12 protein-coding genes are annotated in these 16,344 nt (G+C 70.6%); 4 read left to right on the top strand and 8 right to left on the bottom strand.

The genetic code is table 11. From position 1 onward, the window contains the following. Positions 1-463 precede the first annotated feature (463 nt). Positions 464-1,483 (bottom strand): LysR family transcriptional regulator, encoded by a 1,020-nt coding sequence (locus tag KGQ19_RS52350; protein WP_307856664.1) that lies wholly within the window; start codon positions 1,481-1,483, stop codon positions 464-466. Between the two features lie 116 nt (positions 1,484-1,599). Here KGQ19_RS52350 and KGQ19_RS40695 point away from each other — a divergent pair, with 116 nt between their 5' ends. Beyond that, positions 1,600-2,550, top strand: coding sequence for an NADP-dependent oxidoreductase (locus tag KGQ19_RS40695; protein WP_212019493.1), 951 nt, complete (start codon positions 1,600-1,602; stop codon positions 2,548-2,550). Between the two features lie 13 nt (positions 2,551-2,563). On the opposite strand, the gene KGQ19_RS40690 is transcribed toward KGQ19_RS40695, so the two are convergent. The 3 genes from KGQ19_RS40690 to KGQ19_RS40680 are packed head-to-tail and all read right to left on the bottom strand — an operon-like array spanning position 2,564 to position 6,169. Beyond that, entirely contained in the window at positions 2,564-4,024 is a 1,461-nt protein-coding gene (locus KGQ19_RS40690) for an FAD-binding oxidoreductase (RefSeq protein WP_212019491.1), read from the bottom strand. Between the two features lie 26 nt (positions 4,025-4,050). Continuing rightward, positions 4,051-5,466: an FAD-dependent oxidoreductase gene (locus KGQ19_RS40685; protein ID WP_212019489.1), complete on the bottom strand. Its 1,416-nt coding sequence runs from the start codon at positions 5,464-5,466 to the stop codon at positions 4,051-4,053. A gap of 55 nt (positions 5,467-5,521) precedes the next feature. Further along, entirely contained in the window at positions 5,522-6,169 is a 648-nt protein-coding gene (locus tag KGQ19_RS40680; RefSeq protein ID WP_212019487.1) for a PadR family transcriptional regulator, read from the bottom strand. Positions 6,170-6,380: 211 nt separating this feature from the next. Here KGQ19_RS40680 and KGQ19_RS40675 point away from each other — a divergent pair, with 211 nt between their 5' ends. Together KGQ19_RS40675 and KGQ19_RS40670 are read left to right on the top strand one after the other, a co-directional pair. Next, on the top strand, positions 6,381-7,541 hold the full coding sequence (locus KGQ19_RS40675; RefSeq protein ID WP_212019485.1) for an acyl-CoA dehydrogenase family protein: 1,161 nt from the start codon (positions 6,381-6,383) through the stop codon (positions 7,539-7,541). A 28-nt stretch (positions 7,542-7,569) separates the two neighbouring features. Continuing rightward, positions 7,570-8,385 carry a BPL-N domain-containing protein gene (locus KGQ19_RS40670; RefSeq protein WP_212019484.1) on the top strand — a complete coding sequence of 272 codons (816 nt, stop codon included), beginning with the start codon at positions 7,570-7,572 and terminating at the stop codon, positions 8,383-8,385. 10 nt (positions 8,386-8,395) lie between these two features. Here KGQ19_RS40670 and KGQ19_RS40665 read toward each other — a convergent pair whose 3' ends face one another. The 4 genes from KGQ19_RS40665 to KGQ19_RS40650 form a co-directional block, all read right to left on the bottom strand. Further along, on the bottom strand, positions 8,396-9,622 hold the full coding sequence (locus KGQ19_RS40665; RefSeq protein ID WP_212019482.1) for a cytochrome P450: 1,227 nt from the start codon (positions 9,620-9,622) through the stop codon (positions 8,396-8,398). 317 nt (positions 9,623-9,939) lie between these two features. Then, complete coding sequence (locus tag KGQ19_RS40660; RefSeq protein ID WP_212019480.1) at positions 9,940-10,815, bottom strand: hypothetical protein; 876 nt, start codon at positions 10,813-10,815, stop codon at positions 9,940-9,942. A 44-nt stretch (positions 10,816-10,859) separates the two neighbouring features. Further along, complete coding sequence (locus KGQ19_RS40655; protein ID WP_212019478.1) at positions 10,860-12,875, bottom strand: hypothetical protein; 2,016 nt, start codon at positions 12,873-12,875, stop codon at positions 10,860-10,862. A 23-nt stretch (positions 12,876-12,898) separates the two neighbouring features. Next, positions 12,899-13,786, bottom strand: coding sequence for an SGNH/GDSL hydrolase family protein (locus tag KGQ19_RS40650; protein ID WP_212019476.1), 888 nt, complete (start codon positions 13,784-13,786; stop codon positions 12,899-12,901). Between the two features lie 57 nt (positions 13,787-13,843). Here KGQ19_RS40650 and KGQ19_RS40645 point away from each other — a divergent pair, with 57 nt between their 5' ends. Further along, on the top strand, positions 13,844-15,145 hold the full coding sequence (locus tag KGQ19_RS40645) for a PucR family transcriptional regulator (RefSeq protein ID WP_212019474.1): 1,302 nt from the start codon (positions 13,844-13,846) through the stop codon (positions 15,143-15,145). The last annotated feature ends 1,199 nt before the right edge of the window (positions 15,146-16,344 follow it).

Raw genomic sequence — 16,344 nt, 5'->3', positions numbered from 1 at the left:
CCAACCAGAATGTGCACCACTGGTGCTTTTCCACAGAGTGGTCTTGTCCCGGATTCCTCGTCGCGATCGGCGTGGCTTGCCAAATCAGGCCGGACTGGCGGTGTCAAGCCGAACGCGACAGCACCACAGCGACAGCGATCCGGCTTGATACCGCCAGGCCGGTCTGATTCCCTCCGGGCGCCGATTGCGATGAGGGATCCGGGACTACGCGACCAACACTCGGACCGCAGCCCACGCGGGGGGTTGGATACCTCCGAGCGGGAGGCCCCCGCCGGAGGCGCCTGCCTTTGACTTCAGGCACCCACCACACGCGACGATTGCCGCCCGCACGACGCATGCGCAGTGACTCGGACCCGCGCGCACCACACCCCCGACCGGCACCCGCCAACACACATCGAGCGGCACCAACGAACTGCGTCTCGATCCGTGATTAGTCAATACCAGGTAGTTCCGTAAAATGCATTTAAACCAGAGCAGCAGCCGCAGCGACAGCGGTAGCAGCACGAACGAAAGCCGCGACCGCCGTCGACCGGGAGTCCTGAGGCCATGCCACCGCCAAGGTAGCCGGGGGCACGTCCTTGACCGGCAGGTAGACGATGTCAGGGCGCGGATACCGGCGGGTGAGGGACGCCGGGAAGTAGCAGACGATGGTGCCCAGCTCGATGAGGCGGAAGATCTCGGGCAGGTCGGAGGCACCCGAGGCTCCTGATGTGCCCGAGGCGCCCGAGGTACCCGAGGCTCCCGATGTACCCAAGCTGCCCAAGCTGCCCAAGCTGCCCAAGCCACCCAAACCGCCAGAACCACCCCAGTCCCCAGACCCACTCAGCGGCCAGCGGCCAACCGCCGGAACAAAACCGCACTCCTCAGCCGACAACGGGCCCTGATCCGCCAGCTTGCCGTCAGGCATCGTGCGGTCGCCGAGGTCGGCGAGACAGACCTCTGCGTAGGTCGCCAGCGGGTCGTCGGCCGCGACGGCCAGCAGGAACGGCTCCGTCACCAGCGGCTCGGAGTCGAGTCCCCGCGCGTCGGCCGCGTCCAGCAGCAGTCCGACGTCGGCGCGCCCGTCCCGCAGCGCCGTCGCCTGCTCGCCGTAGCGCCCCAGTACCAGCGCCACCGGCTGCCCGGTGTCCTGCGCTGCGTACTCCTCCAGGATTCGCGGCAGCAGCCCGCCGTCGACGTCGGCCTTCAGCGCCACTCGCAGTCGCGGGCGCGCCTCTCCCGCGTGCTGCGCGCGCCGCCCCGCCGCGCTGACCGCGGCCAGCGCGGTCCGCGCGTCCCGCAGCAGGGTCTGGCCGGGCGCCGTGAGCTCCACCCGGCGCGTCGTCCGCTCCAGCAACACCACCCCGAGCTGCCGCTCCAGCTCGCGGATCGCCCGCGACAGCGGCGGCTGGGCCATGCCCAGCCGGTCAGCGGCGCGCCCGAAGTTCAGCTCCTCGGCCACCGCCACGAAGTACCGAAGCTGCCGGGTCTCCAGGTCATTCATACCTCCAGGGTATCAAATGCGACCGAACGGGTCCTTCAGCTCCGGCCGTGCACCGGCTTGACTCGGTGGTGGAACCCGCCGGCCAGCAAGCGGGTCAAAGGACAGGAGACGCCGTCATGCGCGCCATCGCAATACCCGAAGTCGGCGGGACACCCGCGCTCGTGGACCTCCCGGTGCCGAGCCCCGGCCCCGGTGAGGTGCTGGTGCGGCTGGCCACGGCCTCGCTGAACCCGATCGACACCGACATCGCCTCGGGCCGGATGCACCAGCTGCCGACGACCTCACCGCTCATCCTGGGCACGGACGGCGCCGGCCGCGTCGTCGCGGTCGGCGAATCAGTGACCGGATTCGCTGTGGGCGACCTCGTCCACGGCCAGTTCCTGGACGTCCCGGTGGGCCGCGGCACCTACGCCGAGTACGCCGTCATCGCCGAAGCCCCCAGCCACGGCGCGCTGCAGCGCACCCCCGACGGCGTGACCGCCGACGTCGCCGCCGCCCTGCCCACGGCCGGCATGACCGGGCTCGGCATCATTGAGGCCCTGGGCCTGGGCCCCGGCCGCACGCTCCTGATCACCGGCGCCACCGGTGGCGTGGGTGTCTTCGCGGTCCAGTTCGCCGCGGCGCGCGGGGCCGAGGTCATCGTCACCGCGCGGCCGGACGCCGACGCCCGGATCCGCGGCCTCGGAGCGTCGCAGACCATTGACTACACGCGCGATGACGTAGCCGAGGTGGTGCGCAAGTCCCATCCCGACGGCATCCACGCCTTCCTCGACCTGACCCGCGACGCACCCCGCTTCAGCGAGTACGCCGCGCTGGTCCGGGACGGCGGCGCGGCGGCATCCGCGACCTTCACCGCCCCGGCGGAGCTGCTCGCCTCGGAGCGGATCGCCGTGACCAACTTCATGATGGCGGACAAGCCCGGACTGCTCGCCCGCATCACGGAGGAGGTGCGCTCCGGCCGGATCACCGTCCCGATCGGCCGGACCATCACCCTGGATCAGGTCCCTGAATCCCTCGGGCAGAACACGGGCGGTGGCGCTCGGGGTAAGACCGTCGTGCGAATCTGAACGACGCCGACGGCTACCTCGGCAGCGGCATCGCCGTGAACATCCCGTCGGGGTCGTAGTGCGCCTTGACGGCCAGCAGCCGCTCAGTGTTGCCGCCGAAAGCGCCGGCGGCTCGCGGATCGTCGCGCGCCATGAGGTTCGGCCAGCCGCCGGGCAGTGCGTAAGCATCCAGGCGGCGCTCGGTGTCGCGGACCCAGCCCGCCTCGGCCGCGCCAGCGCCGCCATCGCCATCGCCGTCGCCGTCGCCGTCGCCATCAGTCCACGACCCCAGGATCTCCACCACGAGGTGTTCGTCACGGTACTGATAAGCCGTAGCGTCCACAGCCACCCGGGTCACCGCACCGTGTGCATGATGCACGTTCAGCGCGCAGGTGGTGGGCATCGCGTCCCCCGCACGCACGAACTCGTCGATGGCCGCATCGGTGAGGACCGGCAGCAGCCGGCTGCCCAGGTGGTAGCTGCGGCCCTGGGGGAACAGCTCGTCCATCGCGTGGACGGCGTCGGCCAGCGCGCGCCGGCCGACGTCCTCCAGCACCGGCTCCCCCAGCGCCCGCACCCGGGCGATCTGCTCGTCCGCGCGCGCCGGGTCACCGGCCCACGTCGGGCTGGTGAAGAGCACCAGGCCGGCCGGGGTGTGCAGGGCGCCGAACATCACGTCCAGCGCGTCGTCCGCGAAGGCCGGGTCGTCCACGTCATCCGCGGCGGCCGTCAGGTTCCGCCAGCCGCGCAGCACCGATCCGGCCTGCTCCCAGCTGAAGGCGATCAGGCCGGTGGTGACCTCGGCGTGGGGGTGCAGCCGGGTACGGAGTTCGGTCACGACGCCGAAGTTGCCGCCGCCACCGCGCAGGGCCCAGAACAGGTCGGGCTCGTGCTCCGGGTCGGCGGTCACGACCCGGCCGTCGGCCAGCACGACCTCGGCCGACAGCAGGTTGTCGACACCGAGGCCGAGCAGTCCGATCAGCGTGCCGTACCCGCCGCCGAGGGTCAGCCCGGCGAAGCCGACCGAGCTCACGGTGCCCACCGCCGCGGCGTACCCGTGCGGGCGCACCGCGTCCAGGACGTCGCTCACGGTCGCGCCGCCGGCCACCCGCGCCTCGGCGCCATCGGCCGTGCCCACGACCCTGCCCTCGACCGCGCCATCGAGAGCGCCATCGGCCGCGCCCTCGACGGTGACCCGGCGCATGGCGCTCAGGTCCACCAACAGGCCCCCATCCCGGATGGCGCCGCCACCCCAGTCGTGGCCGCCGCCGAGCACCGACAGCGGCAGGCCCGCGGACCGGGCCGCGAGCACCGCCGTCCGGACGTCGTCGGTCGTGTGGCACCGCGCGATCACGGCAGGACGCTGACGCACCTGCGCGTTCCACGGCTTCACCGCCTCGGCAGTCGCCTCTCCGGCCACCACCCTGTCAGCAGGCAGTTGCTCGCGTAGCAGTCCGACAGCGATTTCGACTCCGTTGCCCACAGGGGAAGTCATTGCTTTGGGTGCTCCTTGGCCTAGGCCTAGCGGTGCGCTCGTTCCCCCATCCTCACCGACGCCCGGCCGCTGCGCACGGCGCTTGAGACTTCCGCCTCCCATTCGATCCGGTACCGCTGCTCCCAGCCCATCACCTTGTCGAAGTTCATCATCCGGAACAGCACCGGCATGGTCAGGTGCATCACCTTGCGCCCGACCGGCCCCGGCGTCTTCGTCCGGTTCAGCCGGGCACCGCGCCGCGTGATCCGCTCGACCCGCTCGCGACGCAGCGCCTCATACGCGGCGAACGCCTCCGCCGACTCCGGGACGTCACGCAGGCAGCGGGCCAGTTGCAGCGCGCTCTCGATGGCCAGGGACGCGCCTTGCCCGGTGCTGTTCGAGGGGGCGTGGACCGCGTCGCCGACCAGGACCATGCGGGCGCTGTGCCAGTGCGGGACCGGCGGCATGATGTGGATGGCGCCGGTGATGTCGAGGGTTTCGGCGGTGGTGCGTTCGGCGAACAGGCCGCCGGGGTGGTCGTCGCGGTAGGTGTCGCGCAGCTTGCGCAGCCACTGCTCGGCGGGGACGGCGCGCGCCTCGGTCAGCGACATGTACGTCTTCGACGGCAGGTTGGCACCCCACGTCAGTCGGCCGTCGGCGAGTCTCCCGTACAGGTAGTAGGCACGTTTGCCGAACGCGAACACCATCAAGCCGGGTTCGCAGTCCAGGTCGGCGGCCGGGTCCACGTAGCCCTGGAAGCTGAGCAGCCCGGTGTAGTCGGCGCTCGGCGCGTTCGGGTCTATCAGGGTTCGGACAGTGGAGCGCACCCCGTCCGCGCCGATCAGCACGTCGGCGGTGGCTCCGGCGCCGTCGGCGAAGCGCGCCTGGACGCCGTCGGCCTGCTCGGTGGCCCCGGTCAGGCGTTTGCCGTACTCGAAGCGCACGCCGGCCTCGATCGCGCGGTCGCGCAGCACCCGGTGCAGGTCGCCGCGGCCGACCAGGCGCAGCGGTTCGACGTCGGCCAGGCCCGGGATGTCCATGGCCTTGCCGTCGATGTTCATCCGGGTGTGGCCGATCGCGGTGGACAGCGCCCGGAGCGGGTTGGCGGCGCCGATGAGGTCGAGCGCGGCCATGCCGTTCGGGGCCAGGGCGATCGAGCCGCCGATCCCCTCGCCGAGTTCCGGGTAGGCCTCGTAGACGGTGGCTTGGATGCCTGCGGCGTGCAGTGCCGTGGCCACGACGGGGCCGGCGACGCCGCCGCCGATGACGATGGCGGTACGGACCCCGGAGGCGCGCGCCGCGTTCGGGGTCTTCGTGGTGCTCAGGATGTTCGGAGCACTCAGGTTGTTCGGGGCGCCCGAGCTATTCGGAGCGCTCGGGCTGGTCGGAGCACTAGGGGTGTTCGGAGCACTAGGGCTGTTCGGAACGCTCAGGCTGCTAGGCGTGTTCGGTGCTGTGGACATGGGATTCCCTCCGCAGTGGCGGCGGTGTCGGCGCTCCGCCGCCGAGGCGTTTTCGCTAGTCCGGGCCGGGGCTCCTTTCCAGCAGTGCGACGATCTCCGGGGGCAGCTCGGCGCCGTCGTGGAACGCCTGCCAGGCGGCCAGGTCCGGGAACGTGCCGGCGGTCAGTTCCGCCAGCACTCCCCGCACCCACGCCGCCTCGGCCACGACCATCGCCAGCGCATACTCGTCCTCGATGAGGAACAGCCTCGGGACTTCCGTCAGATTCTCGGCGTGTGCTGCTTCGCGGGCGCTGATCCCCTCCTCCAGCGCAGCGAGCCGGGTTTGCAGCAGCTCGATCACCTCGGCCGGCGGCAGGACCACCTGCACAGACAGGCCGGCGGCGAACCGGGTGTGCTCCGGTTCGGGCGAGGCGAGCAGCTCGCGGGTCCAGTCTTCGAGTTCCCGGCGTCCGGCGTCGGTGATCTGGTAGACGGTCCGTTCCGGCCGCGCGCCCTGCCGGCTGGTGCCGATGACCTCTAGGAACCCGTGTTTGGCGAGGTTCTGGACGACCGTGTAGAGCGACCCCCACTTCACGTCCATCTGCTGATCCTTGCCGCGCGCCCGGATCTGCGAGGCGATCTCGTAGCGGTGCATGGGCCGTTGGACGACGGTGGCCAGCACGGCGAGCGCGAGCAGGTTGTCGACCTTGCGTTTGACGGCCACGGCGCTCCTTCCTCGACATATACTCGTCTACAAATATACGTCGGCGAGTAATTGCGGGCAACCAGACCAGCGGCCCTGGCGCGGACCGGCCGCGGGTCTCCGACTAGCCGGTCCGCGTCTGGGCCGCGAAGCTGTAGTTAGTCGTCGCGAGTCGAAGCTGTAGTCAGTCGCCGAGAGTCAGTCGTCGAGCACAAGCGTCAGGAGAAACAGCGTGCGCCGTTCCGTGTACACCGAGGACCACGAGGCGTTCCGCCAGATGATCCGGGACTTCATCGCCGAGGAGGTCGTCCCGGTCTACCCCGAGTGGGAGAAGCAGGGCCACGCTCCGCGCGAGTTCTACTACCGGCTCGGCGACCTCGGCCTGTTCGGCATCGAGGTGCCCGAGGAGTACGGCGGCGCCGGGGAGGCCAACGGCTTCAAGTACCAGGCCGTCACCACCGAGGAGCTGATGCGCGCCGGGGTGAGCTTCGGCGGCTCGTCGGTGCACACCGGGCTGGTGCTGCCGTATCTGCTGGAGTTCGCGGACGAGGAGCAGAAGCGGCGCTGGCTGCCGGACTTCGTCTCCGGGGCGATGATGACGGCGATCGCGATGACGGAGCCGGGCACCGGCAGCGATCTGGCCGGCATCAAGACCACCGCGAAGCTGTCGGAGGACGGCACGCACTATGTCCTCAACGGCGCCAAGACCTTCATCACCGGCGGCGTGCTCGCCGACCGGGTCCTGGTGGTCGCGCGCACCTCCCCCTACGACCCCGAGAACCGTCGCGCGGGCCTGTCGATCCTGTGTGTGGACACCAAGTCCGAGGGCTACGCGGTCGGCCGCAAGCTGGAGAAGATCGGCCTGCGCACCTCCGACACCGCCGAGCTGTCCTTCACCGACGTGAAGGTGCCGGCGCAGGACCTGCTCGGGGAGGAGGGCAAGGCGTTCTCCTATCTCACGCACAACCTGGTGCCCGAACGCCTCGGCATCGCGGTGTCCGCGGTCTCCGCCGCCGACGCCGCGATCCAGTTCGCGATCGCCTATACGAAGCAGCGCGATGTGTTCGGCACGCCGGTGGCGTCGTTTCAGAACACGAAGTTCGTGCTCGCCGAGTGCTCCGCCGAGGTGACGGCCGGGCAGACGATGATCGACCGGGCCATGGACCTGTATGAGGCCGGGGAGCTGACGGTCGCCGACGCCGCGGCTGTGAAGCTGTTCACCACGGAGATGGCCAGCAGGGTCATCGACAAGTGTCTTCAGCTGCACGGCGGTTACGGCTACATGCTCGAGTTCCCCATCGCGAAGCTCTACACGGATAACCGCGTGTACCGGATCTACGGCGGGACCAGCGAGGTCATGAAGTCGGTCGTGGCGAAGTCCCTGGGGCTGTAGTCTTGATCATCGCCGAGGAAGGCAGGCGATGGAGACCACGAGGACGGCGGGCGGCGGCAAGCGCTCCGGCGGACGGCTCACAGCAGTAGTGACGCTGGTGCTGTTCGCTGTGTCCGCCGCGTTCGGACTGGTCGGCTGCGGCAGCCGGAGCGCTCCCACCAACTCGCCACCGCCCCACGGCACCGCGCTGGTCTACCGGGGCCGGGCCGCCTGTGACGGCTGCGCCGAAGCCGCCGCCGGGCTCCTGACCAGGAACGGCTTCACGACGCACTACGTCGGGAAGGGCCAGGAGTACGCCTTCTCGGCAGCCACCCTCAGCTCCGCCGCCGTCTATGTGCAGCCCGGCGGCTCCGACGACATGAGCGTCGACCAGGGGTGGCAGATCATGCAGCAGGACAACCCCGGTGTCGAGAAGACGATCCAGAACTACGTCAACGGCGGCGGCCACTTCCTGGGGCTCTGCATGGGCGGCTACCTGGCTGGCACCCCCGGCTTCGGCTTGCTGAGCCCCGGCGACTCCGAGCAGTACATCGCCACGTCCGGCGCGACGGTCAGCACCACCGACAATACCCTGATCGCCGTGACGTGGCGCGATCAGCAGCACCAGATGTACTTCCAGGACGGCCCGGCCTTCGTCCTCGACGGCCAGCCCGCCGAAGTGCTGGCCCGCTACTCGAACGGCCCGATCGCCGCCGCCGTCCTGCCGCTGGGTGCCGGCCGCGTCGCGGTCGTCGGCCCGCACCCCGAGGCCACCTCGGACTGGTACGCGGACTACGGCCTCGCGGATCACTCCACCGAGGGCGCGGCGCTCGGCGACGACTTGCTGGCCACGTTGCTGAAGTAGCCGGTCCTTCTCACCAGACCAGATTCAGCCGCTGCAACGACCCGTCCCGCGGCACCACGCTGCGGCCCATCGCCCCGGCCTCCTGAGGCGCCAGCCGCAGGTTCGGCAGACGTTCGGTCAGGACCCGCAGCGTGGCCTGGGCTTCCTCGCGGAAGAGTTGCGCTCCGACGCAGGCGTGCGGGCCGTGGCCGAAGGACACGTGCCTGGTCGTGGCCTCGTTCGGCGGCCGGGTGATGTCGAAGGTGTCGGGCCGGTCGTGGGCGTCGGGGTCGCGGTTGGCGGAGGCGAGGGCGACCAGGAGGGTGGCGCCGGCCGGGATCTCGACGCCGGCCAGCGTCACCGGGGCGGTGGTGAGGCGGCGGACGCTCTGCATGGAGGTGTCGTAGCGGATGGCCTCCTCGACGGCCGCCGGGATCAGCTCGGGCTTCGCGCACAGCGACTCCCACTGCTCGGGGTGTCGCAGCAAGTTGAGAACCATCGTGCCGAGCAGCGGGGTGGCGGTGATGAAGCCGGCGATGAACAGGTTGAGGACGTTGGAGCCGATCTCGTGACGCTGCTCAAGGGTGAGCTCGCCGCCGTCCGGGGCGAGGGCGGCGACCAGCGCGCTGCACAGGTCGTCGCGTGGTTCGGCGTGGCGGGCCCGGACGTATCCGTCGAGCATCGCCCGCATCTCAGCGAACTTACGTGCCGCCTCGGCCTTGTGCTCGTCGCCGACCGGGAAGAAGTACATGATCAGCGCCTGCGTGGTGCCGTCGACCGCCTTCGCGACGTCCTTTGGCTCCAGGCCGATCAGCCGGCCGATGGTCTCGCTGGCCAGGACGGACGTGTATTGGCTGACGAACTCGACCCTGCCGTCGCCGTGCCGGGTGAATCCGTCGGCCAGCTCCGCGGCCCGCTCCCCGATCCACGGCACCAGCTGCCCGACCCGCGCCGGGGTGAGGCCGGCCAGCAGCGGCGCGCGATACCGCCGGTGCGCGGGCCCGTCGGAGTTCACCACGACCGGCCGCCCGCCGATGCTGCCCGCCAACTCGGCCCGCACCGGCTCCGGCAGCATGTCGTCGCGCGGCAGCGTGTTCGCCGAGGAGAACTCGTCGGCACGCCGCAGCACCTCCAGCACGTCATCGTGCCGGGCGACCACCCACGCGCCGAGTGCGGGGACGAAGGACGGGCCCGCGGCCTGGCGACCCCGGGCGAAGGCGGCGTAAGGGTCCTGAAACCAGATGTCGGATTCGGTCATGGTTCGAGTCAAGCGCAGCAGACGAGGCCCGGCCAGGCTCTGCGCGGTGCCGGAATCCCGGCACGGCGACGAAGGTGGGAAAGCCTTCGCCGCCGTGGGTTCTCGCGGCACGCGGTCCGTACTCCGCGGTCCGCGCTGCGTGCTGCGCGTTGCGTGCTGCGTGCTGCGCGTTGCGTGCTGCGTGCTGCGCGTTGCGTGCTGCGTGCTGCGCGTTGCGTGCTGCGTGCTGCGCGTTGCGTGCTGCGTGCTGCGCGTTGCGTGCTGCGTGCTGCGTCCTGCGTGCTGCGTGCTGCGTGCTGCGTGCTGCGTGCTGCGCGTCAGTTCAGCGCGTAGTGCTGGAAGTACAAGAAGATCGACTTCCAGCCGGACCCGACGTTCAGGATGTGCAGCTGACCGCCGCCGGCCCCGAGGTCCAGCGCCACCAGGCCCTCGACCTCGTCCTTGGGCTGCACGTCCTGGGCGAACTGCCAGGCCGTGGCGCCGGTGTTCGGGTCGATGGTCCAGACCGACTTGTTGCCGTCGATGTCCGCCGAGGCCCACAGCTGGCCGCGCCAGACCTTCGCGCCCTGGATCCGGCTCAGCGGCTGCGAGAGCTTCACGGTGCGCAGCACCGGCAGGGCCGCGCCGGCCGGCAGCGTCAGCAGGTCGTGCAGGCTGTAGACGACCAGGTGGTCGCTGCCGTCGGCGGCACTCTGGTTCCAGGGGGCGGTGTAGACCAGGCCGGCCGCGGCGTCGACCGCGACCCAGGGCACGCCGCCGGGCATCAGGTTCAGCGGCAGCTGGACGTAGCGGCCGGTGTAGCTCAGGTCCGAGGCGTTGAACAGCGCCAGCAGCGGGTGCTGGTAGTTGCTGCCGTCCTCGATGGGAGCCACGACGTAACCGCCGTAGTAGTCGTTGTCGCCGATGTGGTTGGAGCCGTACTGCGAGGACAGCGCCGACGGGATGGCCGTGGCGTTGCTGGTGACGTCGTTGATGCCGTTGACGGTGGCCTTGTCGAGCGAGTAGGTGCCGGAGAAGTAGTAGTAGGTGCCGTCGGTCGAGACGCCCTGGCCGCGTTCCAACGCGGTCACGAGCGTCCAGGTCTGGTAGCCGGGCAACCGGGTCCAGGAGGCCGCCGAGGCGGAGGCCATGGGGAGCAGGGCGAGCAGCGCGGCGGTCACGGCGACACGCCACGACCACAGACGGTGCTTCATCGGGGTTGTCCTTTCTCAGGGGACTCAGGTGCGTGGAGCAGCTGTCACGACGCCGGTGGTTCGGTGCACGGCGCACCGCCGCAGACGTCGATGACCACACCGGTGGTGAGGAACACGGCTTTCTGAAGCCGTACCAACGGCGAGTTCCGGGGATCCTCATGCGGATCGTGGCCGTATCGCGGGCCGGTCGGCGCGGTGTTCGTCAGCGGCGCCGGGGGCGTGCCGCTGTCCCAGACCACCATCGCCGAACCCTGATATCGCACCGTGGGACTCGGCGCGATGCCCCAGTACGGCACGACGTCCGGCGACCGGCCGACCGCGACCGCCGGCACGTGCAGCCGCGCGCCGATGGTCCGGGCCTCGACATCGGCCGACACGTTCGCCACCTGGTGGTCGCCGAAAGCGACGTCCATCAGCACCTGGCGGCCGTCGGTGAGGTGTTCGGCGTAGCCGTCGGTCTCGGCGTGGTCCCAGAGCAGCTGCGTCAGCTGGAACACGAGCTGCTGCTGGAGCTTGTCCGGGTAGCCGGCGTCGAGCGCCGGTTGCAGCGCGGCGAAGTCGACCGACCGGTTCAGCAGCAGGCTGTAGTTCATACCGGTGACGCCGAGCACGCCGCGCTTCACGTCCGGCGAGGCCGCGACCAGCACGCCGCCGACGATGCCGCCCTGGCTGTTGCCGTCGTAGACGACCCCGGCGCGCGGGTCGAGCAGGGGATGCCCGTCCGGGGCCCGGAACGCGGACGAGGCGGCGAAGCCGGCCGGATTGACGAGCGCGCGCCCGAGGAACATGGCGTTCAGGACGCCCTGCTGCACGCGTTCGGTGACTTCGGGGAACGCGTTCAGGTTGCCCAGGGCGGCGACGACAGTGTTCTGATCCTCCGCGGCCATCCCGATCCAGTCGGTGGCGCAGAAGGTGAAGTCGTGTTCGCCGGCCATGGCCCGGACGTTCGCGGCTCCGACCTCGTCTCGGCTGCCGAGCAGGCCGTGGCCGTAGAGCGCGGCCTGCGAGGGCTTCGTCCAGGCGGCGCGCGGGATTTCGCAGCGGAAGTTGGCAGTCTGGATGTTGCCGGGCAGTTGGGCAGGGCGGCCGTCGGGTCCGCGGTTGAAGACCGAGCCGGTGGGCCCGCCGGGTTGGGAAAGGTAGCTGGGGAGCTGGATCGTGCCGTCGACGACGCGAGCTATGTCCGGGTCCTGAGTCGGGGTCAGGTCGGTCACGGAGGTCACGGTGAAGGCGGGCGCGGCGGATCCGAGGCGGGCGAAGGCGTCGTCCCGGATCGAGGTGAGGTCGCCGGTCAGGCTCGCGGCGCTGGCGACCGTGAAGTCCCAGGCGAGGTAGAGGTCTGAGGTGCGGACGCCGTCGCGGGTGAGGGTCCGGAGGTCCGGCTTGAGTTCGCTTTGGCGCTCGCGGAGCGGATCTTGTTTGGGCAGGCGGTGGCCCAGGATCCGGGCGAACGGCGCGGGTGGCGGGATCGGGGCGCCGGTAGCGGTTCGCAGGTTCCTGATGCCGACGACGTAGTGATGGCCGTCGAGGAAGTCGCGGGCGGGGTGGACGAGCAGCGCGCGGTGCTGGGGATCGTTGGCGTCGAGCTCGGCCCAGTAGGGCCAGCGGGTGCCGGTGGTCTGGTCGAGGATGACGATCGGCGCGCTCGGGGCCAGGGAGCGGCCGATGTCGGTGATGGGGGCCAGGCCGCTGGCGGCGGGGTCGAGGCCGGGGACGGTCAGGACCAGGGCGGAGCCCGGGGAGAAGCCGTCGAGCCGGTTCCAGGCGGTGGGGTCGGTCGGGCCGGCCAGGGCGCTGACCGGCAGGTCGGAGGCGGAGAAGTCGAGGCGGCGGCCGGTCGGGGTCCAGCGATCGGGGCGGGTGTACCAGTCGTCGGGGTACGGCAGGAGGCAGGTGGGGCCGGCGATCGGGTCGCACCCGGTGTGGGCCGGCGCCTTCTCTGCGGTCGCGCGACTTTGCGCGGCGGCCGGCGAGGTGAGCCCGGCGGTGACAGCCGCGACCGCGAGAGCGGCGGCGAGCACCCGGCCCGCCGCCGACCTCATCAGGGAACGAATACTCATGACCCGCGTCGCCGACCCGCCGGCTATCCGTTCGCGACCACGGCGCCGACGATCCGCGCGTACGCGGCCTCCCCGGCCTGGTTCGGGTGCAGCGGTGCGGCCGGGGACAGCGGCACGTAGCCCTCGACCCAGCGTGAGCCCTCGCTCTGGCACGAGTCGTGGCCGGCGCTCGGGGTGCGGACGTCCACGTAGGTCGCGCCGTTCGAGGCCGCGGTGGCGGCGATGGTCGAGTTCAGGTAGTCCACCTCGCTCTGCAGCCAGGTGGCGTCCGAGCCGAGCAGCGGCTCGACCGGCCAGCAGCCGCCGGCCTTGATGTAGTCGCCGTAGCCGGTGACCAGCACCCGGGCCTGCGGCGAGCGCTGGTGGATCCCGGCCAGCACCGCGGCCAGCTTCGGGGCGAAGGCGTCGCTGCGGGCGGCGACCGAGTCGACCCCGTTGACCACGTACTTGCCCTTGCACGGCGCGGCGAACGGGTTCAGCTGCATGCAGTCCTGCGCCACCCCGACCAGCCCGACGTCGTTGCCGCCGATGGTGAGCGTGACCAGCGTGGTGTCGGCGGTGAGGGCGTCGAACTGCGGCGGCGCGGTCCCCGCGGCGACGCCGGCGATGGACAGCGGCTGCGGGTTCGTCATGTGGAACGTGCTGGCGCCGCTACAGGTGACGTCGCGCAACACCGGGATGCCGAGCGAGGCGGCCATGTCGTGCGCGTAGTTGTGGGTGGACCGGCCGCAGGCCAGCTGCCCGGTCGGATCCGGGATCAGCGGCCCGGAGGCCATCGAGTCGCCGAGCGCGACGTAGACCTGCGGGGTCGCGGCGGCCTGGGCGGTGCCCGAGGTCGCGGTGGTGACGGACACGGCGCCGAGCAGGGCGCACAGCCCCGTGACGGCCTTGACGGTGCGGGACGGCTTCACGGTGGACTCCTCCGGGATCGTCGCTCGCTGGGCGGATGGACGCTGTCGCCTGTCATCATGCAGACTATTCGGGCACTGATTAACTGGACGGTGACCCAGACTTCAGCGAGGGATTCTGTGACGCGTCACAAAGGCGTTGTGGATACCGGACCACTGCGGATCGCGGGCCGCCCGATCGCGGCGCATCTACGGGCCCTGGCACCGGATCTGTCCCGCCGGGTACTGGCGCGCCTCCTCGAAGAGCTGCCGGTCTACGCGACTCTGCCCAGCGAAGAGGTCGCAGGCGACATCGCCGAGATCGTGCAGCACTCAGTCCGCATGTTCGCCGACGCGGTCGAGGCGCGGCGAGTCCCCGAGGCCGCCGAACTCGCCGCGCAGCGCCTGTCCGCCCAGCGCCGGGCCGAGGAGGGCGTGCCGCTGGAGGCGATCCTGGCGGCGTACCAACTCGGCATCGCCATGGTCTGGTCCCAGGCCTCGGCCGGAGCCGCCCCCGACGACCACACCGATCTACGCGAAGTCCTCGACCTGCTGCTAGGGGTCCAGCGCCGCATCCTGAACGCGGTGACAGAGAGCTACCTGGCCGCCCGCCGCACCATCGACACCGAGGAACACAGCGGCCGCCACGCACTGATGGCAGCACTCCTGTCCGGCACCGAGCCGGACGGGACAGTACAGGCAGCACCCCGCTACGCGGTCCTGACCCTCGACCTGGAACGCCACCCCGACGAGGACGCGGCCGCCCCCGACGTCGCGGCCCGCCGCAAGATCCGGCGCGTGCGGGACACCCTGGACGCCTTCGCGGAGCGGCCCTGCCTGACCGCCTTCCGCTCGGATCGCGGCACAGTGCTGATGCCGCTCGGCGACGAGAGCGGCGACCCGGAGCACACGGCACTACGGGCCCTGATATCCGAGGCGGCCGAGGTCTCCGGGACACCGGTGACGGCCGCGGTCGCCACCGCCGACGCGAGCGAGGTACCCACGGCAGTCACCCGGACCGCCGAGATCGTCGATCTGGTCCGGGCAACCGGCCGCGCCCCGGGGCTGTACCGCCTCGAAGACGTGCTGCTGGACTACCAGCTGAGCCGCCCCTCGGCGGCACTGCGAGCACTGGCGGAGCGATTGGCGCCACTGGCCGGAAAACCCGAGCTCCTGAGCACGCTGCAGACCTACCTCGATCTGCACCGCGACCGCCGGGCGACAGCCGCCGCACTGCATGTGCACCCGAACACGGTCGACTACCGCCTGCGGCGGATCAGCGAGCTGACGGGCCTGTCGGCGCACCGGGCGGAGGACCTGGGCGAGCTGCACGCTTCGCTGGTCGCCCGGCAGGTCTCCGGCGGCGGGACGGCTGGCGGCTAGCGGAGCGCTGGCCACGGCCGCGCCCGCCAGCCAGCCAGCCAGCCAGCCAGCCAGCCAGCCAGCCAGCCAGCCAGCCCAGGATGCTCGCCCGGGATGCCGCGTTACCAGCCCCTGGACCGGCGGCGGAACTCGCGGACATGCCTGCCGCGCCTGGCGCACCTGCCGCACCTGCCGCGCACTCGAGAGAGCATTTCTCGACCTGGCTTGCGGGTTGCTTTTAGTTTGTGGGTTATAAAGCTTTTTACGCCTTCGGTCATAGTTGTGCCGGTTCGGGGTTCGTGGCGGTGGGTGTGTTTGTCGGCTGCCGGTTTCCGCGTTCACAACCCCGCCCCACCTCAGGCCTCTTCAACTCCAGCAAGTCAGAGCAAGGGGCACAGGCCAGATCAAGAGCAAGATCAACAGAACAAGCAAGATCAAGGGCTGAAGATCAAGATCAAGATCAAAGTCAAGACCATGGTGAAGAGCCGGGCCTCCGGCGGGCCTCGACAACCTCAGGGAAACTAGCGCGGTTCCCTCGGGTGGCCGAGCCAGTCTCAGCGGCTGCGGTTTGTGGGGTGGTGCGGTCCGTTCCCCACGGTCGCGTCGTCAGCCCGGGGGGTACAGCACCGGTGTCCGGGGGTAAAGTCCGCGCGCGGCGGACATGCAGGTAGGCGGCGGTTTCACACAGCGCGAACTTGACCCCCGGCCACCGGCACTGTAGGCGAAGCCCTGCCGACGCGACCGAGGGGAACGAACCGAAAACCAGCCGGAAGAATAGCAATCGAAGGGACCGACAACGCAGGTCGGCGATGCGGCTGCCGGTGAGCGTGTGGCGGCGGGCCGGTGGTCGGTTGGTCGAGAACGTGCCCGGGTGCGGTAGGTGGCATGCCTTGGCGGCTAGACAATCTGTCATCCGGCGGCAGCCATCTTGGTGGTCGGGCCTGTCTGTCATCCGGCGGCAGCCATCTTGGCGGTCGGGCCTGTCTGTGATCCGGCGGCAGCCATCTTGGCAGCCAGATGAGCCCGCGCCCACGTCTGCGACCGCACCCGCCAGCCCAGAATGAGCACCCTGCGACTATCGCGCTGCCAGCACCCCGACCGGCGGCCGAATCCGCCGAGCCGCCGGTACCGAACCACTGGGCTTTGCCATTCTTCCGGTCGGTTTTCGGTTCGTTCCCCTCGGTCGCGTCGGCAGGGCTTCGCCTACAGTGCCGGTGGCC

Origin of the sequence: Catenulispora pinistramenti (assembly GCF_018274385.1) — a bacterium.
Taxonomy (GTDB): Bacteria; Actinomycetota; Actinomycetes; order Streptomycetales; family Catenulisporaceae; genus Catenulispora; species Catenulispora pinistramenti.
The sequence above is the reverse complement of the archived record's forward strand: the minus strand, read 5'-3'. Positions and strand labels throughout refer to the sequence as shown.